Origin of the sequence: Rheinheimera soli (genome assembly GCF_031457405.1) — a bacterium.
Lineage (GTDB): Bacteria > Pseudomonadota > Gammaproteobacteria > Enterobacterales > Alteromonadaceae > Pararheinheimera > Pararheinheimera soli_A.
On the sequence record NZ_JAVDWR010000001.1, the window covers coordinates 896,927 to 922,845 of the forward strand.

A 25,919-nucleotide genomic window follows, 5' to 3' on the forward strand; every position below is an offset into this window, starting at 1 on the left:
CCAGCCCCTGAGTTGTTTGAAAATAGGTAAACGCCACAAAAATTAGTGACTATGGCTCACTTTTGAAACGATGCGCCAGCCTTCATCAAACTTGTACAAACTCAGATAATCCGTATAAGCCAGTTTGTCTGACTTGTACACTTCCAGTTTGGATACTGCAACAGAACCTGTAACATCAAGCTGCAAATATTTTCCGGTATAAATGATTTCTGGTGCTGCTCCGGCGGCGTTTTCTACACGTTTTTTGGCACCGGCAATCCAGTGAGCAATAGGTGTTTTTTCGACATTGCCGTCCTTTAACCGCAACACTTCAAATGATGGATGAAAGCCTTTCTCCATGGCAGAGATATCAACCAGATTCGCAAACCCATCGATGTAAGCCGATTGGACCACTTGTTGGATAAGCTCTGCATCGGTGCTTTGTGCTTTTGCAGGAATTGAATGAAAGGCGAAAAGTAACGCAACAGAGAGAACAAGTGATTTCATAAGCTATCCTTATTTGTTATATGGTTTACTGCTTGGGTCTGAGAGTTTCAATAAATTGTGCGTCTACCCAGAATATGTCTACGTTTTCATGGTTGCCCGGAGCCATATTTCGATTGAAAAAAAGATATTTACCATCCGATGTTACGCTGGCCATTGCTTCCCAGCCTTCGGTATTTATTTTGTCGCCTAAATTAATGGCTTCCCCCCATGTATCATCTTGCTGTCGATAGCTGATATAAAGATCTGAGTCGCCATAACCTCCTTCTCTTTTACTATCAAATATCAGATAAGATTCATCTGCGGCTATGAAGGGATGAAAACTTTTTCCACTATTGATCTCTTTCCCCAGCAACTTGGGTTCTTCATATTTTCCATCCACTAGCCGTGAATAGCGAATTGATCCAGTGAAATCCTTTTTGAACTCGTCAAAAAAATAAGTTCCTTTTGAAGACGCTGTAAGGCGCATGATAGGCAATGTGTCGAAAGGAGCACCCAGCTTCTTCACTTCAGACCAGCCAGTCTCGGTGCGCTCCTTGTAACGTTTACCCAAATGCATGGTTTTACCATCTGGCGCGATTAAAGGGGTTCCCACCCTTGGCGAAACAACTGATTCATGCCACTGATTATTGGTATTTATAAAAACAACCATTTCTTGCTTTTCGCTGTCCTTGCTATCTCGAATGAAATAAAACTCATTGAGCTCAGGCGTGAATACTCCACTCACTTCCCAACCTTCAGTGGAAACAATGCCTGATGCAAAAATTTCTGGCGTTGAACCTGGTGGCTTTTGCCCAAGGTAAGGGCCTGTTAGCACTGGAGATCCGTTTTCTGCGTAACCTTCGCCAACGACAAATAAAGCTGAAAACACCAGAGCCGCTGACATATAAATACGCTTCATAACATATCCTTATTAAAATGTGGTTGATATAGCGCTCAACTTAATTAAACAGGCTTTAAAGTAGTACACATATCGCCACCCTATTGAAGCTTGTTTTCATACTGAGAGTTTCGTTATGGTTGCCCTGATTAAGATGAGCCGAGCTTGGGCCGCTGATGCTTGTGTCTCCAACCTGTTGTGACCAGAGGGTGGGCATTCGGGATAAAGCATTTCTTCCGGCTTGATGCAGTGCGATTATCATTTTTGGGGGCAAGTCTTGCCCTGTGCCCCTATAAATCAGAATCAAACAAAAAAGAATAAAAAATTGGAAAACTAACAAAAATTTATCGCTAATCTATTTGCCACTACTAATGTGCTCTGGCCCGAAAAGATCGGGGCAAGGGGCAAGACTTGACGCCAATTGTTATTCGTTTAACGGCTTGTTATATGCCCGCATTGCTACCGCCAATGAACTACATCAATGATTTCATCGTCTTTCAGTGAATATCTGAGCGTCGCGCAAACTTTTTCCAGGCAACCCCGGATACTTTTACTTCCCCTATCCATAACTATCGGATAAACGTCAACTTTGCATTCATTGACATCGCACTTTGCATCAACAGTAAATTCTTTAGTGTCAAAGTTAAGTGTCTCAAGCCAATTTATTCCAGCCAAGGAGGCTTTTTCTGTAGTCAAATCACTACTAAAAGCACTGAAACTCAATACCATCAGAATCAACAAAACTTTGGGGGGCATTGGGCTCGGAGCGGGCATATAACGCAGCACTCTGCGGCAAATTCGGAGCGCAGCGGAAAATTTGTCCGGCAGCAGTGCATTGTCAGGCATTGTTGCTGTCGTTCTCAACTGCAATATCAAAGTGGAATACATCCTCGATGGTGCCCAGTTTTGAATACAATTCAATAGCTGGCTGATCCTCTACGCCTTTGTCGGCTTGAACGTAGATCACGTACGCGTCGCGTGCAGCGCCAACAGCCTTTAGCTCTTGGATAAGGGCCGTGGCAACGCCCTTTCTGCGAAAAGTCGAAATTACCGCGAGGTCATAGATATATATTTCGCTTCTTTCCTGTTCAAACTTCTTCAGTTCATACGCAGCGATAGCACCTACCACTTTCTCTCCATCAACGGCAGCAAGCGCAATAAAGTGAGTTGTGCTAAGCAATGCTTGCAGGTAGATTGACGAAGGCTTGTTGCTGGAGTAGCTTACTTCGTCATCAAATACCTCACCGAACATCGCATTTATAGATTGCAATAAAACAACGTCATTTTTACTGAGATGGATAATCTTGACTGGCATTCGCTCGCTCCTAACGCGTTACACACCGGAAAATTGGGAGCGCCAGCGAGTAATTTTTCCGGTGCAGTAACTTGTTAAATTGTTATCGCTCATTTTCAAGTCCATGCCATACCCTGAGAATAATGATCGTTTTGGTATGCAGTGAGTAACGAACAATATACTTTCCAAAAACCATATCGCGTATGTCTTCAGGTACTGGTGCCATTTGAACTGGAGCGCCTATTTTCGGAAATTCTGGCAGCAACTCAATTTTGGCAATCAACTCACCCGCTATTCTATTGGCTGCCGTTGGGTTATGAACCGCGATAAACTCCCGCAAACGCTTTAAATCTTCAATAGCCTCAATGGTATAAACTAACTTCACTTCTGATGACGCTCAAAATCAGGCCTCGGTGCATCCAGCTCATTTCCTGTGCCCCAACTACTTAACCAGCTGTGTACCTCACTCACATCAACCACTTTTCCCTGGGTAGCTGATTCCATTGCATCCAGGGTTTGTTGCCAGCGATCTTGCTCTAAATTCTGCTTATCAATGTACTCCGATAGAGCTTGGTTGATTACCCACCCTTTAGTACGATGAAGTTTGTTCGCAATAGCTTCCAATTGATGCTCAACATCAGCCTGTAATCGAACTGTAGTAACGCTCATGATAAACTCCTTCAACCAGAAACAATGTAATACATTGTAGTGAGCATGCGCTTGAAAAGCAATTTAACGCCAGCCACAAACGCGAGCAACTTGTTGCAAGTCGAGCGCCCAACGGGCGCATTGTTGATGGTGCTTGTTATGTTTCAACAATTTAGCAGGTCTATACCTATGTATTGAACCCGATCAAACCGAACCTCTCCAAGGACAACCCTCTTACCATTAATAACAATCTCAGGGTAGAAAATAGAGAAGCTTTCTAATCTTGATTTGATTTCACTCGTATGTATTGAAAACGACATGCCTGTATCGAAATATCGTTTCCTACCGAAAGCGACCTCATAAGAATGTGTTTTCCCGTTCAGTTTCGATAAAACAGGGACGCTAATATAGCCTGATTCCGAATCAGACTCTTTCACTCTATCAACCTGCTCAGGACTAAGCCCATTAAATGTCCTGTCGATGATCAAGCTCTTAGGGCCTGGATAATTTTCTTTATTCGTTGATAAGTAATTAACCTTTAATTTCCAGTGATTAGGAGAGTTATTGTCTTTTACTATGATGTAATCAGTAAGTAGTTGAAATTCCGCACCTTCTGCCGCAGTTAGACTCGCATCCAAATAAAAATTGGCTAATTCAGGATGACTGTCACCACTAGACGCCCTTATCTGAACTTCAACTCCTGATTCTAGCAATATTTTAATTGTGTCTTGTGGTCCAGAACTTCCGCATCCTCTGGAAACAAGACTCCCCCCTTGATAAGCAGGCTTATAGAAATCTCTTGGAACAGGAGCACAAGAAGCAAAGACGAATACAGTACAAAGTACCCCTATTGTGGATAGAGTCCTATTCAAGTTCGCAAATCTCCTTTTGAAACATAACAATCCATTTTCAAAGGCAGACTGCCCGCAAGTCGAACATTGTTCTGCCTTCTTTCCTGATTTCCACTCATACCAAATTAACGCTGATGTACCTCTATTTCAACAACATTTTCTGAAATTACCAAAATATGGCCGACAAAATCTATACAAGCAGTACGCTAGTTCTTCATATTTTTACTCAGGATATACCACTGTCATTTTTTCCAGTACTTTTTGGAGGTCATATAGTTGTACTCAGCCTTGCTCTACTCTGCTAAGAATCGGTTCAGTTAATTTTCCATGGTTTCAAAAAACCATAAAAAAACCCGACCAAAGCCGGGTTCCTTACATCAGATAAAACTACACAAAAGCTCTTACTTCTGCACTGTCTTCGCTTCTTCCACAGCCGCTAAACACAGCTCTGTGATCTTATGCCATTCTTTGTTTTGAATAGCATCGTCTGGCACTATCCAGCTGCCGCCTACGCAACGTACGTTGGGTAAGGCTAAGTATTCTTTGAAGTTTTTCTCGTTAATGCCGCCTGTTGGGCAGAAACGTATATCAGAGAATGGGCCGTGGATAGACTTTAAGGTTTTTACGCCGCCTGCTGCTTCCGCCGGGAAAAATTTAAAGTGGGTGTAGCCTACTGCTGTGCCTTCCATTAATTCAGAAATACTGGCAATGCCTGGAATTAATGGGATCACACTGTCTTTGCCTGCTTGCAGCAACTCGCGGGTCGAACCCGGGCTAATCGCAAAACGAGCGCCTGCTGCTATCACTTCTTCCAATTGTTTGGCTGTAGTGACAGTACCAGCGCCTACTATGGCGTCAGGCACTTCAATGGCCAATAAACGTATTGCATCTAAAGCCACAGGAGTACGTAAAGTCACTTCCAGTACTTTAATGCCACCTGCTACTAAGGCTTTCGCCATAGGAACAGCGTCTGCTAAATCTTTGATCACAATGACGGGCACCACAGGGCCTTGTGCGAACAAAACGTCAGGTTGTAGTTGCCAATTTTCAAATGCCATAGTGTTAACTCGCCATATGTTGTTTTAAGTAGACTGCACAGCCGGTTAAACCTGGTTGCTCTGCAGTGACGACAAAAGTTGCAATACGGCGGTTAAAATCTGTAAACCGGCCTTTTGCTTCAAATCTGCTTCTGAATTCGCTTTGATTCATCAGCGACAATAATTTGGGGGTAATACCACCAGCGACAAAAACGCCGCCAAAGGTGCTTAATGTCAGGGCTAAATCCCCTGCCAAACCACCTAAACTGGCAAAAAACTGTTCGATAACGGCTTTGCATAAGGCACAGCTGCCATCTAAAGCTTTACCTGCAATCTGAGCAGCGTTTAAGGGCTCAACTACTTTGTTGTTAAAAGCGGCGATCGCCAGATACAAATCTTCCAGACCAGGGCCTGATAACAAACGCTCAGGGCTGACATGGCCGTATTTATTGGCTAAAAATTTCTGAATAAACCATTCCTGTTCGGTTTGAGCGGTAAAGTCGACATGACCGCCCTCGCCCGGTAATGGCACATAACCTAAAGCTGTTGGAATTAAATGCGCTACACCTAAACCTGTGCCGGCACCTAACACCGCCATAGGTTTAAACTGATCGGCATGGCCTTCGCCAATTTGCACCAGTTCAGTAGATTTCAGCGCAGGTAAGCTCATGGCCACAGCAGTGAAATCGTTCAGCACGATAAACTCGGCTAAATCTAAATCGGCTTTCATGCTGCTTACAGAAAACTGCCAGTGAAAGTTGGTCATTTTGACAAAACCACCTGTCACTGGGCAGGCAATGGCCAAAGCTACATGGCGGATAGCCGTCAGGCCTTGTTGCTCGCGGTAAAACTGCAAAGCGTCGGCCAGGGTGTCAAAATCAGCACAAGGATAAACGGCAACGTTATCCAGGTGCAGAGTTTCTAAATCAACACGGCTAAAACGTGCGTTAGTGCCACCAATATCAGCAACAATAGCAAACTGGATATCAGCCATGGTACTGATCCTCTGTGTTAAACAGACTGCAAGCCCCTTGTTCTGCACCAGTGATCACCATACGCATACCGCCAAACATCTCGCGGCCCATGCCCCAATGACTGTCGCTCATATCACGGGTTGCAGCTTCACGTTTAGCCAGCTCTTCATCAGAAACCATTACTTTCAGCACGCCGTTAATACCGTCCACCAGCATCATATCACCGGTCTGGATTTTGGCTATTACGCCACCGTCTACCGCTTCCGGTGTGACGTGGATAGCAGCAGGCACCTTACCTGAAGCGCCCGACATACGACCGTCTGTGACTAAAGCCACATGGAAACCCCGGTCTTGTAATACACCAAGTGGAGGCGTCAGTTTATGCAGCTCTGGCATACCGCAGGCACGAGGGCCCTGGAAACGCACGACCACTACACAATCTTTATTTAAATCACCGGCTTTAAAAGCCGCATCTAATTCATGCTGGCTGGAAAATACAACAGCAGGAGCCTGAACTATTTCAGTACCTTCACGCAGCGCTGAAGTTTTAATTACACCCCGGCCTACGTTGCCGGATAACACCTGCAAACCACCGTGATCTTTAAATGGTTTAGCGGCATCAGCCAAAACTGTTAAATCAGAAGACTCAGTTGGGCCATCAATCCATACTAATTTGCTGTCCTGCAATACCGGAGTTTGGGTATAACGGCGTAAACCAGGGCCAGCTACTGTATTTACATCTTCATGCAGCAAGCCGTTGTCTAATAAAGTACGGATTAAATACGCCATACCACCAGCCTGCTGGAAGTGGTTAATATCAGCCTGTCCGTTAGGGTAAATTCTGGTAATAAGTGGCGTTGCATGCGAAAGCTCTGCAAAGTCATCCCAGTTCACAATAAAACCAGCAGAACGGGCTACAGCTATTAAGTGCATGGTGTGGTTAGTAGAACCACCAGTTGCAAGTAAACCCACAATACCGTTCACTACAGCTTTCACGTCAACTATATGAGAGATAGGCAGATAATCGGTGCCTAAGTCTGTTAAGCGCGTCACCTGACGAGCCGCAGCTTTAGTCAGTTCATCACGCAATGGCGTGCCAGGATTTACGAAAGAAGAACCAGGTAAATGCAGACCCATGACTTCAACCACTAACTGGTTAGAGTTAGCAGTACCGTAGAAAGTACAAGTGCCGGCGCTGTGGTAAGAAGCAGATTCTGAATCTAATAACTCTTCATTACCTACTTTGCCTTCAGCATACAACTGACGAACACGGGCTTTTTCTTTGTTTGGAATACCTGATGGCATAGGGCCTGCTGGCACAAACACAAAAGGTAAATGACCAAAACTTAAAGCGGCCATTAATAAACCCGGTACTATCTTGTCACAAATACCCAGCATCATGCCGCCGTCAAACATATTGTGCGACAGGCCAACAGCTGCAGACATCGCAATAATGTCGCGGCTTAATAAACTAAGCTCCATGCCTGGCTGACCTTGAGTCACACCATCACACATAGCAGGTACGCCACCGGCAAACTGCGCCACACTACCGACTTCAGCCACAGCGGCTTTGATAATGGCCGGGTAAGCTTCGTAAGGCTGGTGTGCAGAAAGCATATCGTTGTAAGAAGAAATAATACCGATGTTCGCTTTAGTTAAGCTGCGTAAATCAGTTTTTTCCTGAGTGGAACAAGCTGCAAAACCATGAGCCAGATTGCCACAGGCCAAAGCTCCGCGGTGCGGCCCCTTGGCACGGGCCTGTTCCATCCGCTGCAGATAAAGCGCACGGCTTTTTTCGCTGCGTGCCGCTATTCTGTCTGTGACCTGTTGTATAACCGGATTCATGTTAACCTCGTCTTGTCGATTAGTTAGCTGTAAACATTACATGCACAGGGACCTGCTGCTGTTGCAAAAACGCCCGTACAGGCATTTGCAAAGGGTCCTGACCTGCCATGGCCTGTTCCAGAACGGTCAGCTTCTTGGGGCCAACCAAATGTAAATAAATCACAGCGCTATTGAGTAAGCGTGTTTTGCTTAAACTCAAACGCTGATAAGGCGCAGTAGATGGTGTAACCGCTAAAGCAACTGGCGCATCTGCAGCTAAACCATGCTGAATTTCTTTGCTGCATGGAAATAAAGAGGCGGTGTGACCGTCTTCACCCATGCCCAGGATCACTACATCAAATTCGGGTAAAGCTTCTATGCGCTGTGCCACTGTCGCCGCACCTTTATAGGCGTTGTCCGGTGATGCGCTGTCAAATAAGCTGATAAAACGTGCAGTTGCAGCTTTACCTTGCAATAAGTTGGCTTTGACCAAGCCTTCATTGCTATCAGCATGAGTGTCAGGCAACCAGCGGTCATCCGCCAAAGTGATAGTCACACGTGACCAATCCAAATCAGTTTCTGACAGGGTTTTAAATAAAGGCAAAGGGGTTTTACCACCAGACACTACTAAAGTGGCTGCACCTTTTTGGGCGATAGCTGCAGCTAAACGGCTGCTGATCTCGCTGGCAAACTGCTGATTTAATGCAGCGCTTGAATCAAACGTATGAAGTTGCATTGTTATTCGTCCCAGTTTCTGTCTTCACGAGCCAACAACGAAATAGCGGCTACAGGGCCCCAGGTACCAGCCTGATAAGGTTTTGGTGGCTCGTTCGTCACTTTCCATGCGTCCAGAATACCGTCAACCCACTTCCAGGCATGTTCCACTTCATCACGGCGCACAAACAGATACTGATTGCCTAACATGGCTTCCAGTAACAAACGCTCGTAGGCATCAGCTATACGCTGCGATTTAAAGGTTTCGTCGAAACTCAAGTCCAGCTTGGTTTGTTGCAGTTGCATGGTTTCACCCAGACCAGGAATTTTGTTCATGATCTGAATTTCAACACCTTCGTCCGGCTGCAGACGAATAATCAGCTTATTGGCTGGCAACTGTTTGTAGGTTTCGAAGAAAATATTGTGTGGCTGCGGCTTAAAGCAAATAACTAATTCGCTCATTTTTTTCGGCATACGTTTGCCCGTTCTTAAATAGAACGGCACACCAGCCCAACGCCAGTTGTCGATATCCACTTTAATGGCGACAAAAGTTTCGGTTTTGCTGTTTGGACGTGCATCTTCTTCTTCCAGATAACCTGGAACCGGAGTACCGGCCACATAACCGCCCGCGTATTGTCCGCGAACCGTTTTTTCCTGCACGTTCGACACATTAATAGGACGCAGCGCTTTTAACACTTTTAACTTTTCATCACGAATACTGTCGGCATCCAGACGAGCTGGTGGTTCCATCGCAATCAGCGATAACACCTGTAATAAATGGTTTTGCACCATGTCACGCATTTGACCTGCGTCGTCGTAATAACCCCAACGCCCTTCTACCCCAACTTCTTCGGCCACAGTAATTTGCACATGATCAATGGCGTTGTGGTCCCAGTTGGCGGCAAAGATAGAGTTGGCAAAACGCAGCGCTAACAGGTTCAGTACAGTTTCTTTACCTAAGTAATGGTCAATACGGTAGATTTGGCATTCGCCAAAGTATTTGGCCACTTCATCGTTGATCACTTTAGATGAGGCTAAATCGTGACCAATAGGTTTTTCCAGTACCACACGGGCCGGCTCAGCCGATAAACCCGCAGCTGATAATCCTTTACAGATATTGCCGAATAAAGAAGGAGCAGTCGCAAAATAACTGACCGGAATACGTTTTTTCGGATCAGTCACAGACTTTAAGGCTTGATAATCGCCCTCTTTACTTAAGTCGACCTGCACATACTGCAGTTTGGCTTTTAAGCGCGCTAAGACGTCAGCTTCCAGCGGCTCTTTAATAAATTTCTGTAAGTTGATTTCAACCAGCTCTTTATAGCCATCCAAATCCATTTCATCACGGGCTACGCCTATGACTTTGCTGTCGGCATGCAACAGGCCGGATTTTTCCAATTGATATAAGGCTGGCAATAGTTTACGGCGCGCAAGGTCGCCCTTAGTACCAAAGAGAATCAGATCACAGGCTTTGTTGTGTGGTGCTGTTGTTGTCATGAATGACCCTTGATTAGATGTAATTTTACAACACTTAGCCGCATACTAGCCGAGCAAAAGCCAGATGTAAACCAGATAAGTTGTAATTAAATTACAGAGACGCTAAAGTTTTGACTATTCTCATATAATAAGGCAGCCTAGGCAATGAATCAGCTGCTTTGTCGTAACTTTATCACTATTTTGCAGTGGCACCAGGTTGTATAACAAAGCGAGTTACAACATTTTGCACTGTGTTGTTCAGTGTTTTTCAGTCAGGAAAATCCGATGAATGTGTTGGAAAAAATAATTAATAGCGTCAACAGCTTCAGTAAATCAGAGCGCAAAGTCGCCGACGTGATCCTGGCCAATCCGCAAACCACTATTCATAGTAGTATAGCGGCTCTCGCCAAAATGGCGGATGTCAGCGAACCTACAGTGAACAGGTTTTGCCGTCGTCTGGACACCAAAGGTTTCCCGGATTTCAAACTGCATTTGGCGCAAAGTCTGGCCAACGGTACACCTTATGTAAACCGTCATGTGGAAGAAGATGACGGCCCTGAGGCTTATACAGCGAAAATTTTCGAGTCCACTATGGCTGCATTAGATGCTGCACGCCAAAACGTTGATATTCTTACCATTAATCGTGCTGTGGATGTACTCACTCAGGCCAAAAAGATCTCCTTTTTTGGCTTAGGCGCTTCAGCGTCAGTGGCCCATGATGCACAAAACAAGTTTTTCCGTTTTAACGTTCCTGTGGTTTGTTTTGACGATATCGTCATGCAGCGCATGAGTGCTATTAATAGTGCCGAAGGTGATGTGGTGGTCTGTATCAGCCATACAGGCCGTACGAAAAACTTATGTGATATCGCTGCTATTGCCCGTGAAAACGATGCAACAGTGATAGGAATTACTGCGTACGACAGCCCGTTAGCCAAAGAATGTACTCTGGTTTTATCACTGGATGTGCCTGAAGATACAGATATGTATATGCCGATGGCGTCCCGTGTGGCGCAACTGGTGCTGATTGATATTCTGGCAACTGGTTTTACTTTGCGTCGTGGCACTAAATTCCGTGAAAACCTGAAAAAGGTCAAAGACAGCTTACGCGGTTCGCGTTTTGATAAAAAAGACTTTCAAAACTAATAGCTTCAACTGTAATAGAGAGGGGTTTCCTGTAAGAAACCCCTCTTTTTTTAGCCGTAAACAGACTAAACAGGTCGGACAACCGACAAAAGCTGAAAGTTTTATTCAAACTGCGGCTATATTCTGTAATAAAATTACATTACACTAAAACAGACCCATCCTTAGATAAGCTTTCAGGAGCTCTTGATGCCCAGAAGAACTAAAATAGTCGCCACCCTTGGACCAGCAACGAATTCACAAGCCGCTATAGAGAAATTGATCCTGGCCGGTGCCAGCGTATTTCGTTTCAACTTTTCCCATGGCAGTGCCGAAGATCATAAACAACGCGCTGAAATGGTGCGTGCTGCAGCAGCCAAAACCGGCGTTCACGTAGCCATTCTGGGTGATTTACAAGGCCCGAAGATCCGTGTCTCTACCTTTAAAAACAGCTCAGTGATTTTAGAAGAAGACCAACACTTTGTATTAGATGCTGATTTGCCAAAAGGCGAAGGCGACGAAACTCAGGTCGGTATCGACTATAAAGAATTGCCTGCTGACGTGCAGCCAGGTGATGTGCTGTTGTTAGATGACGGCCGTATCCAGATGGTGGTTGAGCATGTGGTTGGCCAACGTATTCATACCAAAGTATCAGTGGCAGGCAAACTCAGCAACAACAAAGGTATCAACCGTTTAGGCGGTGGCTTGTCAGCCCCTGCCCTGACGGAAAAAGACAAAACCGATATCTCTTTAGCCGCTTATATAGATGTGGATTATCTGGCCGTGTCTTTCCCACGTTGTGGTGATGATTTACGTATCGCCCGCGAATTAGCCCGTGCTGCTGGTTCTGAAGCCTTAATTGTCTCTAAAGTAGAACGTGCTGAAGCTGTAGCTGATGACGAAACTCTGGATGATATTATCCGCGCTTCAGACGCTGTCATGGTGGCCCGTGGTGATTTGGGTGTAGAAATTGGTGATGCCGAGTTGGTTGGCCAGCAAAAACGTATTATTGCCCGCTCACGTCAGTTAAACCGTGTGGTGATCACTGCGACTCAGATGATGGAGTCGATGATTGAAAGCCCAATGCCAACCCGTGCTGAAGTGATGGATGTTGCCAACGCAGTGTTGGATGGTACAGATGCGGTGATGTTGTCCGGTGAAACTGCTGCTGGTAAATACCCAACTGAAACCGTAAAAGCTATGGCCCGTGTCTGTGATGGTGCTGAGAAACACCCGCGAGTGCAAATCTCTAAGCACCGTATGGATGTGGCTTTTACAGAAATCAGTGAAACTATTGCTTTGTCGGCTATGTATGCTGCGAACCACTTAACGGGTATTAAAGCCATTATCTCGTTAACTGAATCGGGTTATACCGCTAAGCTGATGTCGCGTATCACCTCGTCTCAACCAATTTATGCTTTATCACGTCACCAGAAGACCTTAAATAAAATGGCGCTGTACCGTGGTGTGTATCCGGTATTTTTTGACAGTACTCAAAACCTGGGTCAACAAAAAGTATCAGCTGCTGCTATTGAAGCTGTACAGGAAATCGCTCACTTAAAAAGCGGCGATTTAGTGATTTTGACCTACGGCGATATGATGGAAACTGTTGGCGCTTCAAACACCTGTAAGATAGTGCAAATTAATTAAGTGATTGCTTGAATGTAAAAGGCGCCTGTTTATTAAGGCGCCTTTTTTGTTTGTGACTATTTTTAATTTATCCTTTGCCTCAGCATTGGCGCTAAAGCCGTCAGCATTGAACCCACTACCACCAATAAAGCGCCTACCCAAGCCCAGATATTCAGCGATTCACTTGGGAACTGCGGATAAAAATAAGCCAGCAGTTGGGCAAAACCTATAGTCAGCAAAGGCGTAATCGCCAATACCGCACTGACGTTGGCGGCTTGCCAATGCTGCAAAGCCTCAGCAAAAGCGCCATAAGCCACAATAGTATTCAGACAACAAAATACCACTAAACCCCATTGCCAGGCGGACAATTCCAGTACAGGCGCTAATTCAACAGCTGGCATAAAACACAAAGCACCGGCCATATAAATCAGCCACATAATTTGTTGGGAATTAAAGCTCATCAACAATTGCTTTTGCGCTAAGGCATAACAAGCCCAGGCTACAGCAGCTACTATCACCAGCAGCACACCAACAGCTTCAGAACCAAACTGGGTGAGTAATAACGCCAGCCTGTCGTTAAAAAACAGCAACAAGCCAAACACCAGTAACCAGGCTCCTACTTTTTGCCACAGCAATAAACGCTCTTTAAACAAATAGACAGCGCCCAACATCATCAGAAATGGTGCCAGTTGGATCACCACCTGAGCCGTTTCTGCCGTCAGCAAAAACAAACCATTCAGATACAAAATGTAATTAAGCAATAAACCGGCAACGGCAATCAGGATCAGCAACTTTTTTCGTTTCGTTAAACCACGAAGCGACGGAATTTGTTTGCGCGCCAGCAACACCAGCCCTACCAGCACAGCGGCCACCAAAAAACGTATCCAGGTGATGGTAGCTGCCGACATCGAATTTAATAACCATTTCAGCGCTATAGGCAATAAGCCCCATAAAACAGCTGTTAATAATGCCAGACTAAAACCCAGACCAACACGGCCAGACGACTGATGCATACCCTCTCCTTTTCCTAAACCTTATTATCCTCCAGAAGCTTTGGTCTTGTCTCTGCACTTCGACCTGCGCCAGAGAAAATAAGCCAGAATGTGCAGTTCTTGCAGCAGATCAATACGCGGCCTTGTTTATACGTTAGGATAAGCTCATTTCCCCTTCGTACTTGAAGCTGCAGCTTTGTTACCTGCGTGCTCTCGCCCCAGTCACATAGGACACTATGCTCCTGGGGTCTCACGCACTTGTCGCCTCTCTGCAACTCCAATTACTTTGGGTATCGTCCAGACACAAGCTATAAGGATAACAAGATGAAACGAATTGGTGTCTTAACTTCCGGCGGCGATGCGCCTGGCATGAATGCCTGTTTACGCGCATTGGTACTGACAGCTCATGCCAATGAATTGGAAGTGATTGGCTTTCAGCGTGGTTTTAACGGTGTTCTCGATCAGGAATATCAGACCTTATCGCCTTATCATGTCAGCGGCATTATTCAGGATGGTGGTACCCTCTTAAAAAGTGCACGTTGCCCGGCCATGCACACTGAAGAAGGCCTGAAACAGGCTGCAGCCAACCTGCATGATCTTGAACTTGATGCCTTGCTGGTGATAGGCGGTGATGGCAGCTTTCGTGGCGTCCTTGAGCTTGCCCCCTATTACCAGGGCAAGTTGTTAGGTATTCCAGGCACTATAGACAATGATGTGGATGGGTCTGATTTCAGTATTGGTTTTGCCACAGCTTTGGACACAGCTCTGGATGCCATAGATAAAATCCGCGATACAGCGGATGCCTTTGAACGGATTTTTTTAGTCGAAGTGATGGGACGCCACACCGGCTATTTAGCTGTTGCTGCTGGCATAGCAGCAGGTGCTGAGCAAATTATCTGCCCTGAACTTGCGTCCGAGCTGGATTTGGACAAAATAGCAGAACATGTAGAACAAGCCCGTAAACACAGAGGCAATTGCAGTTATATCATTGTGATTGCCGAAACTATGTATCCGGGCGGCGCCTCGGCTTTAGCTGTAGATCTGGAACAACGAGGCATCGAATGCCGGGCTTCAATTTTGGGTCATATTCAGCGTGGAGGCCGTCCTGTAGGGGCTGATCGTATTCTGGCGACTAAATTAGGTGCTTATGCGGTGGAGCAGTTAGTACAAGGCGCGCATTTAATGATGGCAGGCGAAATCAACGGCAAAGCGGGTTTGTATCCTTTGGCATTAACAGGGGATAAGAAAAAACAAGTCGACAGTTATTTGTTACGCTGGCAACAGCAGGTTGCGCAGTATTGATTGAATGTTCGAAAAAAAACCTCCGGACGGAGGTTTTTTTATGCAAGGCAGCCTAAGCGACTTAAGAGTTAAACACCATTTTTACTCTGTCTTTGTAGCTTCGGCTGACTTTCACGGCCTGACCATTGGTCAGCATCAACTGATGTTCACCATTGGCCAGCATTTGCAACTTGGCTATGGTATTCACATTGACTATGGCACTGCGGTGCACCCGCACAAATAACTTAGGATCCAGCTCTTGCTCCAGCTCTTTCATAGTGCGGCGTAAAATATGGGTTTGACCATCGCGGGTATGAATACACATATAATCACCGGCTGCATCCACCCAGTCGATAGCACTGACGGGTACACGAGTGATTTCGCCACTGTCTTTGATGCTAATAGCTTCAGGGAAACGTTCGTTCATCACAGGCTGTGACTGATCCAGACGCTGTAAAATCTGATCAGTTTTTTCACCTGTCAGTTGAGCCACTACAGCAGCCAATTGGCCTTTATGACGCTGGTCATCTTTGGCTTCAAAGTTTTTCGTCAGTTTACTGACTGCAGCGGCTAAACGCTCTTTTTCTACAGGTTTGAGCACATAATCCAAAGCCTGCACTTCAAAGGCATTTAATGCGTAGTGATCGTAAGCAGTCACAAAAACCACATAAGGCAAATCAATCTGCTGTTGTTGCAATTGTTTTAATACGCCAAAACCATCCAAACCCGGCATTTCGACATCTAAAAACACCGCATCAGGCTGATGTTCGCGGATAGCAGCTACAGCTTCATCACCGTTGCTGCACTCTGCCACAATATCCAGTTCAGGGAAGTCAGCTAAACGCACCAGCATACCGCGGCGGGCTAACGGTTCATCGTCGACCACTATGACCTTAAGCATTTGTTTCATCTGTACTCTCTGTTTCAAATGGTATTCTGATATTTACTTTCAAACCCCGAGGGTGGTTGTGTGTTAAGACCAAAGAAAAATTGCGATCGTACAATGCCGCTAATCGCTCTTTGGTATTAACCAAACCTACTCCGCCAGATTCCCCTTTTGGCAGACCATCGGAAATCACCATTCCAGGCCCGTCATCAGCCACTTCCATCAGTAAGTCATGGCCAAATTTTTGTGCTGTGATCATTATTTTGCCGCCACAGGTTTGGCTGGCAACCGCATATTTAATAGCGTTTTCAACCAAAGGCTGCAAAATCAGACTAGGAACTAAAGCCTGATCGGCCGCTTCATCAATGTCATAAATAATAGTCAGACGTTCTGAAAACCGAACCTTTTCTATTTCCAGATACAGATTGGCAGCATACAACTCCTGTTGCAGCGGCACTTTTTTAATTGGATCTTTGTAGAGTGAATAACGCAAGAAATCACTGAGCCGAACCAGCATCTTATTCGCTGTATCCGATTCTTTTAATAAGACCAAAGTCGATATTGCATTTAAGGTATTAAACAAAAAGTGTGGATTGAGCTGATAACGCAGCATTTTCAGCTGAGCTTCATGGGCTTTATTACTGGCCGTCAGCGACTTTTGTTTTTCCTGCTGCAGCGTCTGATAGTACTTAATACCAAAATACAAGCCGCTCCAGCTTAACAATACGTAAAAACCCACTGTGGTTTGACGGAAGTACTGAGTCCAGCTATCCGGTCTGAAACCGTGGCGGTAAATTTCCCAGTAGTTAAAGTTACGAAACACAGTCCAGATTGCGGCAATCAGAATAGCGACAGCCAGTACACTGAGCATCATTCTCCAGGGTTCCCAGTGCCATACCCGCTGAAAGGCGTAACGCAATGGAATAGTCAGCAACCAGCCAGCATATGCATCCAGCGTTACTACTATCCAGTAGGCACTGCGCATTTCCTGAAACAAGGAACCTAAATAGCTGATTAAGGCAAAGCCCACCCAACCCAGAGTGTGCAGTAACCAAAACAGGCGATGACGGTCTTCAAACAATTTTTGCAAAATAGATACAACTAAATAAAAGCTTAGCCCTATTGTATCTCAGCAACAGGAGCTTGGAGAGCCTCATGTCGGGGATTAGACTTGGTTAGATCTCCATTAGTCGCAATACAGGTAGGATCAGTTAATAATGGATCTTCAATTTTTGCAGGATAAAACCCATCAACCAGGCCGGCCCTATCAGTAAAAACTGCAAGTCCTGAAAAAATGACGGCTTTTTGCCTTCAATTTTATGGCCAATAAACTGCAATACCCACATCACAATAAATAACAGCAACGAGACCAGCCAGATATCTAAACTGAAGTGTTGTTCATAAAAACGAATAAGCATCACCACCAAAGCGGTAAACAAGGTCATTGCCACACCTATGGCAAAAGACAAGCTGAAATAAAAACCAAGCACAGGCATGGCAAGTATTAAAGGCCAGGTAATTTGTTGTTCTGCAAACAAGCTAAAAGGCATAGGGATTTGCCACAGCAGGCCAAACACAGTGAAATAAATGACGGGTACAGCAAACCAGTGGATCAGTTTGTTGGTGGGGTCTTGATGGCTGACGCCATATTCAGCAAACCATTGGTGGATAGTTTTCATATAGTGCAGGCTCAGAGTCAGTACAGGATAACCCTACTCTACTGCTGAGCCGGCACCTTGGCAAATCAACCTAACACTGGAACTGGCTTACGATCCGGGCCTAAAGCCACAAAAGTGAAGTTACCTGAGATGGCTTTATGCTGATCGTCGTCATACATATTTTCTACAAAAATATCGACGTTCACCTTAATACTGGTGCGACCTACATGCTCAATGCGGGCAACCAGCTCAATAATGGAACCCGCAGGAATAGATTCTTTAAAATCTACTCTGTCCGAACACACAGTTACCAAAGGTTTACGGCAAAAACGGGTAGCCGCAATAAAGGCTGCTTCATCCATCCAGGCTAAAGCTTCACCACCAAATAAGGTATTGTGATGGTTAGTGCGACCAGGAAATACCGTCTTTGTGACACGGGTCACAGCGTATTCGATACGTTTGGCAAGTAAAGCGTCGTCAGTCATAAGGTTCTCCGGCAGAAATAAGGCGCGAATTTTAAAAGCTTTCCCGGCAATTGCAACCCAATCCTCCATCTTTATACCCAAAGTAATTGGAGTTGCAGCTAGGCGACAAGCGAGCGAGACCCCAGGAGCATAGTAGTCCTATGTGACTGGGGCGAGTAGCGCAGTCAACAACGCTGCGGCTTCAAGTACGAAGGGGATACGGATTAACGCGCCACCATAGCGCCTAAGGCTTTGCCGCCTACCAGATGCATATGAATATGGTAGACTTCCTGACCACCATGCTGATTGCAGTTCATAATCAAACGGTAACCGTCTTCGGCAATGCCCGCCTCAGCTGCCAGTTTACGGGCTACGGTAAATAAACGGCCTAAAGCCAGCTCGTGTTGTGCTTCCACATCGTTTACTGTAGGTATCAATACGTTAGGTACAATAAGAATATGAGTAGGTGCCCGTGGATTAATGTCACGAAAGGCAGTGACTAATTCGTCCTGGTATAAAATGTCGGCCGGAATTTCGCGGCGAATGATTTTGCTGAAAATAGTTTCTTGAGCCATCAGAAGATCCTTATAAAATAATGCGCAGATAACGTTCGGGAGTATAGGGTATGACGCCATTGGCTTACCAGCTTAGCATTGCTGACATTACAGCACATCTGGTTGCGGTTGAACTGCATTTTACACCGCAGAATAAAGAGGCGATCACCTTAAGCCTGCCCAGTTGGATCCCGGGCAGCTATATGGTAAGGGATTTTGCCAAACATCTGCACTCTGTTGAAGCTTTTGATGATTCAGGTGATTTGCTCCTGACTCAGTTCGACAAACAAAGCTGGCAATTGAGTCACCATCAAAAACAGCTGACAGTGCGTTATAAAGTCTATGCCTTTGATCTGTCGGTGCGCGGTTGTTACCTGGACGATCAACTGGCTATTTTAAATCCGGCGGCCCTTTGTCTTGAAGTCAAAGGCATGGAAGCCGTACCAGTCAGTTTAACTATTCTGGCACCTGAGTTTTTAGACTGGCAGGTGGCTACAGGTTTATCCCCAGCCCCCACAACGCGACCATTGCAATGTGGTTTGTATCAGGCTGAAAACTATCAGCAACTGATCGACACCCCTTTGATGTTGGGTAAACTGGATATCGCCGAATTTGATGTCTGCGGAGTACCACATTATCTGGTGCTGGCAGGCCATGAGCAGGTGGATCTCGAACGTTTTAAAACAGAGCTGCAACGCATATGCCTGCAACAACAGCAGGTATTTGCTGGCCTGCCGGCAGATTTAACCCAGTACTGGTTTTTATGTTGGGTGACAGATTCAGGCTATGGCGGCCTGGAGCATCATAATTCTACGTTATTGCTACTGACTCATCAGGATCTGCCTAACCCACAACGCCCTGACGAAAGCACAGCCGATTATCAGAATCTGCTTGGCCTTTGCAGCCATGAGTACTTTCATACCTGGTGGGTAAAACGCGCTAAACCAGCCCAGTTCTTGCCTTACCGGTTAAATACAGAGCAATACACCAGTCAGCTTTGGTTATACGAGGGTTTTACCTCCTACTACGATGATTTGGCTTTGGTTCGTTGTGGTGTACTGACCCAGGATCAGTATTTTGCTGCCCTGGAAAAAACCATCAACAGAGTGCAGCTTAGCCCATCAGAGCAAGTGCAATCTGTGGCAGAAAGCAGCTTCAACGCCTGGACTAAGTATTATAAGCAAGACGAAAATGCAGTGAATGCCGTGGTCAGTTATTACACCAAAGGCAGTCTGATTGCGTTGTGTCTGGATGCTTTGTTACGCAGTAATGGCCTGACACTGGATCCTTTAATGCAGTTAGCCTGGAAAACCTATGGCGAGCCGGCGTCAGGCAGCACTGAACAGCAGTTTATTCAGCTTTGCTCAGACTATGCAGGGAAAGACATAGCAAGCCAATTATACAGTTGGGTCTATGGCAACACGGCTTTACCTTTGGCTGAACTTTTGCCCCATCTTGGTTTAAGCACAGCCCTGCGCCAACAGGAACACAGTAAAGACTTATCCGGCAGTAAAGCGCCAGTTTATCCGGTGCGTGCTTTTGGTGCTGCATTTAGCACCAGTTCTGAAGGCTTAAAGATCACCAATGTGCCTCTGGATTCTGTTGCCTACAAAGCAGGCCTGATGGCACAGGATCAGTTAATTGCGGTTAATGCGGTCAAAGCTACAGAAATAAACTTCTGGCGTCAGCTCAACCAAAGCCAGATTGGCAGCGTACTGACCTTGCATGTATTTCGTAAACAACGGCTGGTGCAATTGTCGATGCCAGTCGAACTTGCACCTGCCACTTTGACGTATTTACAGCTTGTTGATCAGGAAAAGGCCACAGCATGGCTTGGGGTAACACAGGAATAATATGGATTCTTTATCACAAATAGCACTGGGTGCAGCCGTCAGTGTGGCGGTTTTTAATAAACCCATCCGTAATAAACAGATGAAAGTCTGGCATGCAGCTGCTGCTGGCGCTGTATTTGGCACTCTGCCTGATTTGGATGTATTGATATCCCATGGCGATCCGATCAGCGACATGACCATGCACCGCACTGAAAGCCATTCCTTGTTTTACTTAAGTTTGGTCTCGCCGCTTTTTGCCTGGCTGTTAGTCAAGTTATCAGGTCGCCCCCAACTGTTCAAACAGAGCGTGCTGGCGGTAGTACTGGTGTTGCTGACCCATGCGCTACTGGACACTATGACTATTTATGGTACCCAGCTTGCGCTGCCTTTTAGCGACTATCCTTTTGGAGTGGGCAGCATTTTTATCATAGACCCGCTTTACACTCTGCCCTTGCTGCTAGGGCTTTTGCTGGCGTTTTGGTCCAAAACCCACTGGAATACTGCAGGTCTGGCCTTGAGCAGCGCTTATTTGCTGTTTGGTGTAGTGGCGCAGCAACTGGCTTATGCAGAAGTGAAACAACAACTCGCCTATTCAGGCCAACAAGTAGATCAACTACTGGTGACTGCAACCCCCTTTAATACCTTATTGTGGCGCGCTGTGGTGGTGAATGACGATCAGTACCTTGAAGGCTATTACTCTTTGCTTGATGGCTCAACACAGATGCAATGGCGAAGTTTCCCCAGAGATACAGCCTTGATTAAACAATGGCAAGATAACCCTGCTGTTGCACGACTAGCCTGGTTTAGTCATGGTTTTTATCAACTGGAACAAAAAGAGGATCAACTGCTGCTGACAGATCTGCGGATGGGCATGGCGCCTTTTTACAGTTTTAGTTTCGTGGTGGCAACGAATGAACAACCTCAAGCACCGGTGCAGCTGGAGTTTCCACGCGACAATACGGCAAGTTTTGATTGGTTGTATCAACGTGTCCTGGCTAAAACTCAAATTCCGTTGTCTGATTTGGTGAAGTAAAATTCGGGTCAGAACGCAAACTCTGACCCGGGATTTTTAAGCAAAAGCGATGGCGCCTTTACCTACACCTTCAAAAGCAACCACTTTTACTGCAGTAAGCTGATGCAATTCTTTCACTGTAGTGGCTATATACTCAGCCAAACATTCTACTGTGGTATCGCAAGGCACCACTTCGCAGGTGCTGGCTGGCAATGAAATTTCAAAATACCCCTGAGCGGAATTGTAAGCAAAGTTCAGCGCATCAGTTTCAGCCTTGAGAAAACGCAAAGCTGAAGCGTCAATTTGGTCTTCAGCGGTCGCCAGATAAATATCTTCCCAGCGCTCACTCCAGTATTTACCTAACTTAGGCGACAACATACCGTTGTCAAAAATCTGAATAGTAGATCTGTGACCATGAGCAATACGTTGGCAGTTGCCGTCGTGTTTTTTCAGGCCGTGAGTGTAATGGTAAGAAAAGCCGCTGACTTGTTCAGTGCGCAGCTGCAACACCAGTTTGGCGACGTTATCCGGCAGCAGAGGTTTAATCTGTTCGGTTAAAAATTCGGTGACTGAAGCCATATCAATTTTTTCAGCCTGAATAACCGCAAAAGCTTCAGCAGGCGATGCCACTTGCAGCAGCCCTTTGGCACTTTGAAACAACACCTGCTCCACTTCGCCTTTAATCAGTTGTGTAGCAGCACTCAAGGCAGGAATAGCCAGCTTATGGTCCACCAACTGGTCGATGGCTTTTTTAATGACTTTTTTTACCAGACCAAAATCAAACACCATAGAGGTTTGATCCAAGTCCCCATGCAACTCCACATCAACAATATAACTTTCGCCCAACAAACCACGCTGCTGGCAAAGGTACGAAAAATCGATGACGGTTAAGTCGCGGACAAATAAAATCATAAAATACTTCCGGATGGCGCTGTAACAGCAAAAAGTGGCGGCATTATAAAGCAATACGGTGCGCCCGTTAAGCTGGCCTTATTTTTTATGTTCAGTCAGCCAGCCATTCAGTAAACCTATTTGTCCAAGTTTGTGGGCTGCATACATTAAACGAATGGCATTGCTGAGCAGTACACTGTCGTTCCATTCGGTTTTTTGCTGAATTTCCTGATAACAGGCTAAAGCTTCCGGTGTTAAATAACCGCGCAACTCTTTTTTGCCAGAGCCTTTTTGCCGCTCTCTGTAACGCTGTTGTTTTTCAGCATTAGAAATTCGTTTTTTTTCCTGTTCCGTCATAATGCTTCTATCTTATGCTGTTAATTTGATTTCGGAAGGTCAGCTTGACTAATCGGACTTGTTTAGCTTACAAGTGTTCGCTAAAGTGGCCCAGCCTTGATGATGGATCTAACATACATGACTAAGAATAGCTTTACAAAACAAGATTTAGTGGCCTGTGGCCGTGGGGAATTATTTGGCGAAGGCAACAGCCAGTTGCCAGTAGACAATATGCTGATGATTGACCGTGTTGTACACATTTCGGAAGAAGGTGGCAAATACGGCAAAGGGGAAATTATCGCTGAATTCGATATCAATCCGGAATTGTGGTTTTTTGATTGCCACTTTAAAGGGGATCCGGTGATGCCTGGTTGCTTAGGCTTAGATGCCATGTGGCAACTGGTCGGTTTCTTCCTGGGTTGGGCTGGTGGTCCGGGTAAGGGTCGTGCTTTAGGTGTGGGTGAAGTGAAATTTACCGGTCAAATTCTGCCTACTGCAAAAAAAGTGACCTACCGTATCGATATGACCCGTGTGATCAAACGTAAATTGTTTATGGGCATAGCGGAAGGCTCTGTCAGTGTCGACGGTCGTGAGATCTATACGGCCAAAGAGCTGAAAGTAGGGTTATTCCAGGATACCTCTGCCTTCTGACGATGATTTCTAATAAAAAAACGGAGCTTTTGGCTCCGTTTTTTGTTTCTGAGCTTTTTACCCTTTTTAATCACAACCATTTATCCATGCTTGCGCTACACTTTTTGCATTTAATTCGTATTTCACAACAAGGAGAGCTTATGTCTGCCATAAACCCTGTAGGTTGGTTTGAAATTCCTGTGCTGGATATGGACCGTGCCTGTGCTTTTTACGCCGCTGTTTTGGGCGCTGAATTTGAAATGATGGAAATGGGCCCCAGCCTGATGGCGATGTTTAGTTACGACCACGCAGCGCCCGGTTGTGCCGGAGCTTTAGTCAAAGATCCTGATTGTCAGCCCTCCACCACTGGTACTTTGGTGTATTTTGTGGCCGATAATGTTAATCAGCCTCTGGCTAAAGTGGTTGCAGCCGGAGGTAGTCTGGTGATGGAAAAAACGCCTATAGGTGAACATGGTTTTATAGGCAGTTTTATTGATACGGAAGGCAATAAAGTCGCAGTGCATTCCATGCAATAACAACAGCTTAAAACAAAAACAGGGGCTACTATGCCCCTGCTTTTGTGTCGATCCACTTAAAATAAATTAAAGTCCGCCAAGTTTTTCCAGCAGCTTGTTTTTAAGTTTGTCTTTTTGCGTTTCAACTTTGTCTTTCAGCTGAGTTTCAAATAATGCTTTGGTGTCCAGTGAATACTTCGGCTCTTGCATAGTACCGCTGATTTTCAATGGTATTTCCACACCAGCCAGATCGTCCTTTTCTTTACCGCCCTGACCTTTAGAGGTATTCACCAGCGCCGTACTTAGCTGATAATCCAAAGCTTCTGTCAGTAAGTTGGCTGAGCCTTTACCACTGAGACGTAATAATGGTGCCGCCATTTTTAGATCAGGGTTGGTCAGTACACCGTCCGTCAGATTAAAACTGCCTGTTAAGCTGGAAAAGTCGGTTTTTTGTTCTGTATTGTCCGTGCTTTGCGCTTCATTTTTTAAAGTGGCTCTGGCGTTACGGATCATTTGCGCAATATTGACGCCATACAAAGAACCATCTGTGATTTCAAAACTGCCATTGGCCAGCAGGTTTTTCTTCAGTTGCTCTGACAATAAACTCTGGCCTTTGCCCTCAATACTGAGTTTTGCTGTGCCACTTAATAAATCAATATCCGCGCCATCTATCAGCATAGGCCGCAGCGCCAGACCCGACAGTTGCTTAGTAAAGCTATAATTAACCGGCATTTTACGGGCGTCCAGTGTGGCTTTGGCCACCACTTTGCCATCGTATAAATCTGCGCTGGCGTTCTGAATGTGGACCAAACCTGCTTTATTGCTCAACGACAACTGCAGATTTTCTGTATGAAGGCCTGCGGCTTTTAACGTTTTGACCGCTAAAGTCAGATCCAGATCAAACTGGCGCAAAGCTGTTAAATCAGGTTCAGTGCTGGCCGCAGCTTCAGCTTCTGCTGTAGTAGTGTTTTCAGTGATATAAGCAGCTGTATCCACCTCGTCCAGCTTTAAATCCAGTTTAATCACGGCTTGTTTGGCGTAATTCACGGCCAGTTGGCCTGAACCTTTGATGTCATCCAGCTCCAGCTTCTGCCATTGCCAATCCAGTTGTTTTTTATCCAGCGCTACTGTTAAATCTGTCTCTAACAACAACTGCTTCAATGGCAGGCCCTGAAACTCAGTATCCAGTACAAAGTCTTTCAGCTGCACCAACTGATTGTTGTTACTCAGTTGCAACTGCGCTGAACCTTTGACTTCCAATTGGGTTGGAGTGGATTTCACCACCAGCTCAAAATCCAGTGGTGCCCATTCATTGGCTTTAAAATCAGTTAAATTGAATGATTTCAGCGCTAAGCTTTGAGTCGGGCTGCCTTCAGTGATCATATTTAGTTGCAGATTGCGAATGGACAGGTCTTCCAATTTCAGTTGCTGCGAGCCCGGAGCAGTTACAGGTGTTGCAGTTTCAGCCGGAGCAGAAGCAGCAGCTTTGTCTGAAGTCAGGCCATCCATACTGGTTCGGCCATTTTTAGCTGTGACCAGATTAACTGTCACACCGTCCATATGCAGTTGCTGAATTTGCAGATCTTTATTCAGTAATGGCATCAACGCCACTGCGGCCACCAGTTTTGAAACTTCCAGCATTTGCTCAGGCACAAAACCTTCAGGATTGGATAAGGTGACATCAGAGAGCGACAGGCCCAGACTTGGGTAGACAGTCCAGCCTATGTCCCCTGCGATTTGCAGTTGTCGTCCGGTTTGTTGTTCAACCTTTTGGGTAATTTCTGCTTTAAAGTCATTTAAATCAAACAGAACCAGCAGATAAAATACCGTTACTGCAATAAGACCAACAACGGCAGCCAGCAGCCATTTCAACCAATTCATATCCATTTTCCTTTGGGTCATTTGTACTTAGGGTCAATCAAAACTGAGCGACCTGATA

At 45.6% G+C, this 25,919-nt stretch carries 28 protein-coding genes; 7 read left to right on the forward strand and 21 right to left on the reverse strand.

Annotation, left to right across the window (positions count from 1 at the left end):
* Window positions 1-42: 42 nt before the first annotated feature.
* The 12 genes from J2W69_RS04040 to zwf all read right to left on the reverse strand — a co-directional run bounded on the left by J2W69_RS04040 (window position 43) and on the right by zwf (window position 10,202).
* Entirely contained in the window at window positions 43-486 is a 444-nt protein-coding gene (locus J2W69_RS04040; protein WP_310274792.1) for a nuclear transport factor 2 family protein, read from the reverse strand.
* A 25-nt stretch (window positions 487-511) separates the two neighbouring features.
* A complete protein-coding gene (locus tag J2W69_RS04045; protein ID WP_310274794.1) occupies window positions 512-1,384 on the reverse strand; it encodes a hypothetical protein in 873 nt (290 codons plus the stop codon).
* 438 nt (window positions 1,385-1,822) lie between these two features.
* Window positions 1,823-2,209, reverse strand: a complete 387-nt coding sequence (locus J2W69_RS04050; protein ID WP_310274796.1) for a hypothetical protein — start codon at window positions 2,207-2,209, stop codon at window positions 1,823-1,825.
* Window positions 2,202-2,678: an AAC(3)-I family aminoglycoside N-acetyltransferase gene (locus tag J2W69_RS04055; protein WP_310274797.1), complete on the reverse strand. Its 477-nt coding sequence runs from the start codon at window positions 2,676-2,678 to the stop codon at window positions 2,202-2,204. Before J2W69_RS04055 ends, J2W69_RS04050 begins: the two co-directional genes overlap by 8 nt.
* An 82-nt stretch (window positions 2,679-2,760) precedes the next feature.
* Window positions 2,761-3,042 carry a type II toxin-antitoxin system RelE/ParE family toxin gene (locus tag J2W69_RS04060; RefSeq protein ID WP_310274800.1) on the reverse strand — a complete coding sequence of 94 codons (282 nt, stop codon included), beginning with the start codon at window positions 3,040-3,042 and terminating at the stop codon, window positions 2,761-2,763.
* Window positions 3,039-3,326 (reverse strand): CopG family ribbon-helix-helix protein, encoded by a 288-nt coding sequence (locus J2W69_RS04065; RefSeq protein WP_310274802.1) that lies wholly within the window; start codon window positions 3,324-3,326, stop codon window positions 3,039-3,041. Before J2W69_RS04065 ends, J2W69_RS04060 begins: the two co-directional genes overlap by 4 nt.
* A gap of 143 nt (window positions 3,327-3,469) precedes the next feature.
* Window positions 3,470-4,177 carry a hypothetical protein gene (locus J2W69_RS04070; RefSeq protein ID WP_310274803.1) on the reverse strand — a complete coding sequence of 236 codons (708 nt, stop codon included), beginning with the start codon at window positions 4,175-4,177 and terminating at the stop codon, window positions 3,470-3,472.
* 380 nt (window positions 4,178-4,557) lie between these two features.
* The gene (locus tag J2W69_RS04075) at window positions 4,558-5,214 is read right to left on the reverse strand and encodes a bifunctional 4-hydroxy-2-oxoglutarate aldolase/2-dehydro-3-deoxy-phosphogluconate aldolase (protein ID WP_310274805.1); all 657 of its coding nucleotides are present in this window, start codon (window positions 5,212-5,214) and stop codon (window positions 4,558-4,560) included.
* A gap of 4 nt (window positions 5,215-5,218) precedes the next feature.
* On the reverse strand, window positions 5,219-6,187 hold the full coding sequence (gene glk / locus J2W69_RS04080; RefSeq protein ID WP_310274807.1) for a glucokinase: 969 nt from the start codon (window positions 6,185-6,187) through the stop codon (window positions 5,219-5,221).
* Complete coding sequence (edd, locus tag J2W69_RS04085) at window positions 6,180-8,012, reverse strand: phosphogluconate dehydratase (RefSeq protein WP_310274810.1); 1,833 nt, start codon at window positions 8,010-8,012, stop codon at window positions 6,180-6,182. Before edd ends, glk begins: the two co-directional genes overlap by 8 nt.
* 19 nt (window positions 8,013-8,031) lie before the next feature.
* Window positions 8,032-8,727: a 6-phosphogluconolactonase gene (pgl, locus tag J2W69_RS04090; protein ID WP_310274812.1), complete on the reverse strand. Its 696-nt coding sequence runs from the start codon at window positions 8,725-8,727 to the stop codon at window positions 8,032-8,034.
* A gap of 2 nt (window positions 8,728-8,729) precedes the next feature.
* Complete coding sequence (gene zwf / locus J2W69_RS04095; RefSeq protein WP_310274814.1) at window positions 8,730-10,202, reverse strand: glucose-6-phosphate dehydrogenase; 1,473 nt, start codon at window positions 10,200-10,202, stop codon at window positions 8,730-8,732.
* Window positions 10,203-10,466: 264 nt separating this feature from the next.
* On the opposite strand from zwf, the gene J2W69_RS04100 reads away from it, so the two are divergent.
* Complete coding sequence (locus J2W69_RS04100) at window positions 10,467-11,324, forward strand: MurR/RpiR family transcriptional regulator (protein WP_008900048.1); 858 nt, start codon at window positions 10,467-10,469, stop codon at window positions 11,322-11,324.
* Window positions 11,325-11,510: 186 nt separating this feature from the next.
* Window positions 11,511-12,950 (forward strand): pyruvate kinase, encoded by a 1,440-nt coding sequence (pyk, locus tag J2W69_RS04105; RefSeq protein WP_008900049.1) that lies wholly within the window; start codon window positions 11,511-11,513, stop codon window positions 12,948-12,950.
* Window positions 12,951-13,012: 62 nt separating this feature from the next.
* Here pyk and J2W69_RS04110 read toward each other — a convergent pair whose 3' ends face one another.
* Complete coding sequence (locus J2W69_RS04110; RefSeq protein ID WP_310274818.1) at window positions 13,013-13,942, reverse strand: DMT family transporter; 930 nt, start codon at window positions 13,940-13,942, stop codon at window positions 13,013-13,015.
* Window positions 13,943-14,245: 303 nt separating this feature from the next.
* Between J2W69_RS04110 and J2W69_RS04115 the strand changes: the two genes are divergently transcribed.
* Window positions 14,246-15,223 (forward strand): ATP-dependent 6-phosphofructokinase, encoded by a 978-nt coding sequence (locus J2W69_RS04115; RefSeq protein WP_310274819.1) that lies wholly within the window; start codon window positions 14,246-14,248, stop codon window positions 15,221-15,223.
* Window positions 15,224-15,284: 61 nt separating this feature from the next.
* On the opposite strand, the gene J2W69_RS04120 is transcribed toward J2W69_RS04115, so the two are convergent.
* From J2W69_RS04120 to hinT, 5 genes are all read right to left on the reverse strand, one after another.
* Window positions 15,285-16,112 (reverse strand): LytR/AlgR family response regulator transcription factor, encoded by an 828-nt coding sequence (locus tag J2W69_RS04120; RefSeq protein WP_008897452.1) that lies wholly within the window; start codon window positions 16,110-16,112, stop codon window positions 15,285-15,287.
* Entirely contained in the window at window positions 16,096-17,178 is a 1,083-nt protein-coding gene (locus J2W69_RS04125) for a sensor histidine kinase (RefSeq protein WP_310274823.1), read from the reverse strand. Before J2W69_RS04125 ends, J2W69_RS04120 begins: the two co-directional genes overlap by 17 nt.
* Before the next feature lie 121 nt (window positions 17,179-17,299).
* Window positions 17,300-17,767, reverse strand: coding sequence for an Mpo1 family 2-hydroxy fatty acid dioxygenase (locus J2W69_RS04130; RefSeq protein ID WP_310274825.1), 468 nt, complete (start codon window positions 17,765-17,767; stop codon window positions 17,300-17,302).
* Between the two features lie 65 nt (window positions 17,768-17,832).
* Entirely contained in the window at window positions 17,833-18,231 is a 399-nt protein-coding gene (locus J2W69_RS04135; protein ID WP_008897449.1) for an acyl-CoA thioesterase, read from the reverse strand.
* A gap of 203 nt (window positions 18,232-18,434) precedes the next feature.
* Window positions 18,435-18,785: a purine nucleoside phosphoramidase gene (gene hinT / locus J2W69_RS04140; protein ID WP_310274829.1), complete on the reverse strand. Its 351-nt coding sequence runs from the start codon at window positions 18,783-18,785 to the stop codon at window positions 18,435-18,437.
* A gap of 50 nt (window positions 18,786-18,835) precedes the next feature.
* Between hinT and J2W69_RS04145 the strand changes: the two genes are divergently transcribed.
* Both J2W69_RS04145 and J2W69_RS04150 read left to right on the forward strand, forming a co-directional pair.
* A complete protein-coding gene (locus tag J2W69_RS04145) occupies window positions 18,836-20,617 on the forward strand; it encodes a M61 family metallopeptidase (RefSeq protein WP_310274831.1) in 1,782 nt (593 codons plus the stop codon).
* A 1-nt stretch (window position 20,618) separates the two neighbouring features.
* Window positions 20,619-21,629 (forward strand): metal-dependent hydrolase, encoded by a 1,011-nt coding sequence (locus J2W69_RS04150; protein ID WP_310274833.1) that lies wholly within the window; start codon window positions 20,619-20,621, stop codon window positions 21,627-21,629.
* 36 nt (window positions 21,630-21,665) lie between these two features.
* Here J2W69_RS04150 and J2W69_RS04155 read toward each other — a convergent pair whose 3' ends face one another.
* Both J2W69_RS04155 and J2W69_RS04160 read right to left on the reverse strand, forming a co-directional pair.
* Window positions 21,666-22,520: a 6-pyruvoyl trahydropterin synthase family protein gene (locus J2W69_RS04155; RefSeq protein ID WP_310274835.1), complete on the reverse strand. Its 855-nt coding sequence runs from the start codon at window positions 22,518-22,520 to the stop codon at window positions 21,666-21,668.
* A 78-nt stretch (window positions 22,521-22,598) separates the two neighbouring features.
* The gene (locus J2W69_RS04160) at window positions 22,599-22,856 is read right to left on the reverse strand and encodes a hypothetical protein (protein ID WP_008897444.1); all 258 of its coding nucleotides are present in this window, start codon (window positions 22,854-22,856) and stop codon (window positions 22,599-22,601) included.
* A 117-nt stretch (window positions 22,857-22,973) separates the two neighbouring features.
* Between J2W69_RS04160 and fabA the strand changes: the two genes are divergently transcribed.
* The gene (fabA, locus tag J2W69_RS04165; RefSeq protein ID WP_008897443.1) at window positions 22,974-23,486 is read left to right on the forward strand and encodes a 3-hydroxyacyl-[acyl-carrier-protein] dehydratase FabA; all 513 of its coding nucleotides are present in this window, start codon (window positions 22,974-22,976) and stop codon (window positions 23,484-23,486) included.
* A gap of 140 nt (window positions 23,487-23,626) precedes the next feature.
* Complete coding sequence (locus tag J2W69_RS04170) at window positions 23,627-24,001, forward strand: VOC family protein (protein WP_310274837.1); 375 nt, start codon at window positions 23,627-23,629, stop codon at window positions 23,999-24,001.
* A 66-nt stretch (window positions 24,002-24,067) separates the two neighbouring features.
* Here J2W69_RS04170 and J2W69_RS04175 read toward each other — a convergent pair whose 3' ends face one another.
* On the reverse strand, window positions 24,068-25,861 hold the full coding sequence (locus tag J2W69_RS04175) for an AsmA family protein (RefSeq protein ID WP_310274839.1): 1,794 nt from the start codon (window positions 25,859-25,861) through the stop codon (window positions 24,068-24,070).
* Window positions 25,862-25,919: the final 58 nt, after the last annotated feature.

Bases quoted from the DNA above. Each gene is read 5' to 3' on its own strand.
- J2W69_RS04040 (WP_310274792.1), bottom strand. From the start codon at position 486: ATGAAATCACTTGTTCTCTCTGTTGCGTTACTTTTCGCCTTTCATTCA.
- J2W69_RS04045 (WP_310274794.1), bottom strand. From the start codon at position 1,384: ATGAAGCGTATTTATATGTCAGCGGCTCTGGTGTTTTCAGCTTTATTT.
- J2W69_RS04050 (WP_310274796.1), bottom strand. From the start codon at position 2,209: ATGCCTGACAATGCACTGCTGCCGGACAAATTTTCCGCTGCGCTCCGA.
- J2W69_RS04055 (WP_310274797.1), bottom strand. From the start codon at position 2,678: ATGCCAGTCAAGATTATCCATCTCAGTAAAAATGACGTTGTTTTATTG.
- J2W69_RS04065 (WP_310274802.1), bottom strand. From the start codon at position 3,326: ATGAGCGTTACTACAGTTCGATTACAGGCTGATGTTGAGCATCAATTG.
- J2W69_RS04075 (WP_310274805.1), bottom strand. From the start codon at position 5,214: ATGGCATTTGAAAATTGGCAACTACAACCTGACGTTTTGTTCGCACAA.
- glk (WP_310274807.1), bottom strand. From the start codon at position 6,187: ATGGCTGATATCCAGTTTGCTATTGTTGCTGATATTGGTGGCACTAAC.
- edd (WP_310274810.1), bottom strand. From the start codon at position 8,012: ATGAATCCGGTTATACAACAGGTCACAGACAGAATAGCGGCACGCAGC.
- pgl (WP_310274812.1), bottom strand. From the start codon at position 8,727: ATGCAACTTCATACGTTTGATTCAAGCGCTGCATTAAATCAGCAGTTT.
- zwf (WP_310274814.1), bottom strand. From the start codon at position 10,202: ATGACAACAACAGCACCACACAACAAAGCCTGTGATCTGATTCTCTTT.
- J2W69_RS04100 (WP_008900048.1), top strand. From the start codon at position 10,467: ATGAATGTGTTGGAAAAAATAATTAATAGCGTCAACAGCTTCAGTAAA.
- pyk (WP_008900049.1), top strand. From the start codon at position 11,511: ATGCCCAGAAGAACTAAAATAGTCGCCACCCTTGGACCAGCAACGAAT.
- J2W69_RS04110 (WP_310274818.1), bottom strand. From the start codon at position 13,942: ATGCATCAGTCGTCTGGCCGTGTTGGTCTGGGTTTTAGTCTGGCATTA.
- J2W69_RS04115 (WP_310274819.1), top strand. From the start codon at position 14,246: ATGAAACGAATTGGTGTCTTAACTTCCGGCGGCGATGCGCCTGGCATG.
- J2W69_RS04120 (WP_008897452.1), bottom strand. From the start codon at position 16,112: ATGAAACAAATGCTTAAGGTCATAGTGGTCGACGATGAACCGTTAGCC.
- J2W69_RS04130 (WP_310274825.1), bottom strand. From the start codon at position 17,767: ATGAAAACTATCCACCAATGGTTTGCTGAATATGGCGTCAGCCATCAA.
- J2W69_RS04135 (WP_008897449.1), bottom strand. From the start codon at position 18,231: ATGACTGACGACGCTTTACTTGCCAAACGTATCGAATACGCTGTGACC.
- hinT (WP_310274829.1), bottom strand. From the start codon at position 18,785: ATGGCTCAAGAAACTATTTTCAGCAAAATCATTCGCCGCGAAATTCCG.
- J2W69_RS04145 (WP_310274831.1), top strand. From the start codon at position 18,836: ATGACGCCATTGGCTTACCAGCTTAGCATTGCTGACATTACAGCACAT.
- J2W69_RS04150 (WP_310274833.1), top strand. From the start codon at position 20,619: ATGGATTCTTTATCACAAATAGCACTGGGTGCAGCCGTCAGTGTGGCG.
- J2W69_RS04155 (WP_310274835.1), bottom strand. From the start codon at position 22,520: ATGATTTTATTTGTCCGCGACTTAACCGTCATCGATTTTTCGTACCTT.
- J2W69_RS04160 (WP_008897444.1), bottom strand. From the start codon at position 22,856: ATGACGGAACAGGAAAAAAAACGAATTTCTAATGCTGAAAAACAACAG.
- fabA (WP_008897443.1), top strand. From the start codon at position 22,974: ATGACTAAGAATAGCTTTACAAAACAAGATTTAGTGGCCTGTGGCCGT.
- J2W69_RS04170 (WP_310274837.1), top strand. From the start codon at position 23,627: ATGTCTGCCATAAACCCTGTAGGTTGGTTTGAAATTCCTGTGCTGGAT.
- J2W69_RS04175 (WP_310274839.1), bottom strand. From the start codon at position 25,861: ATGAATTGGTTGAAATGGCTGCTGGCTGCCGTTGTTGGTCTTATTGCA.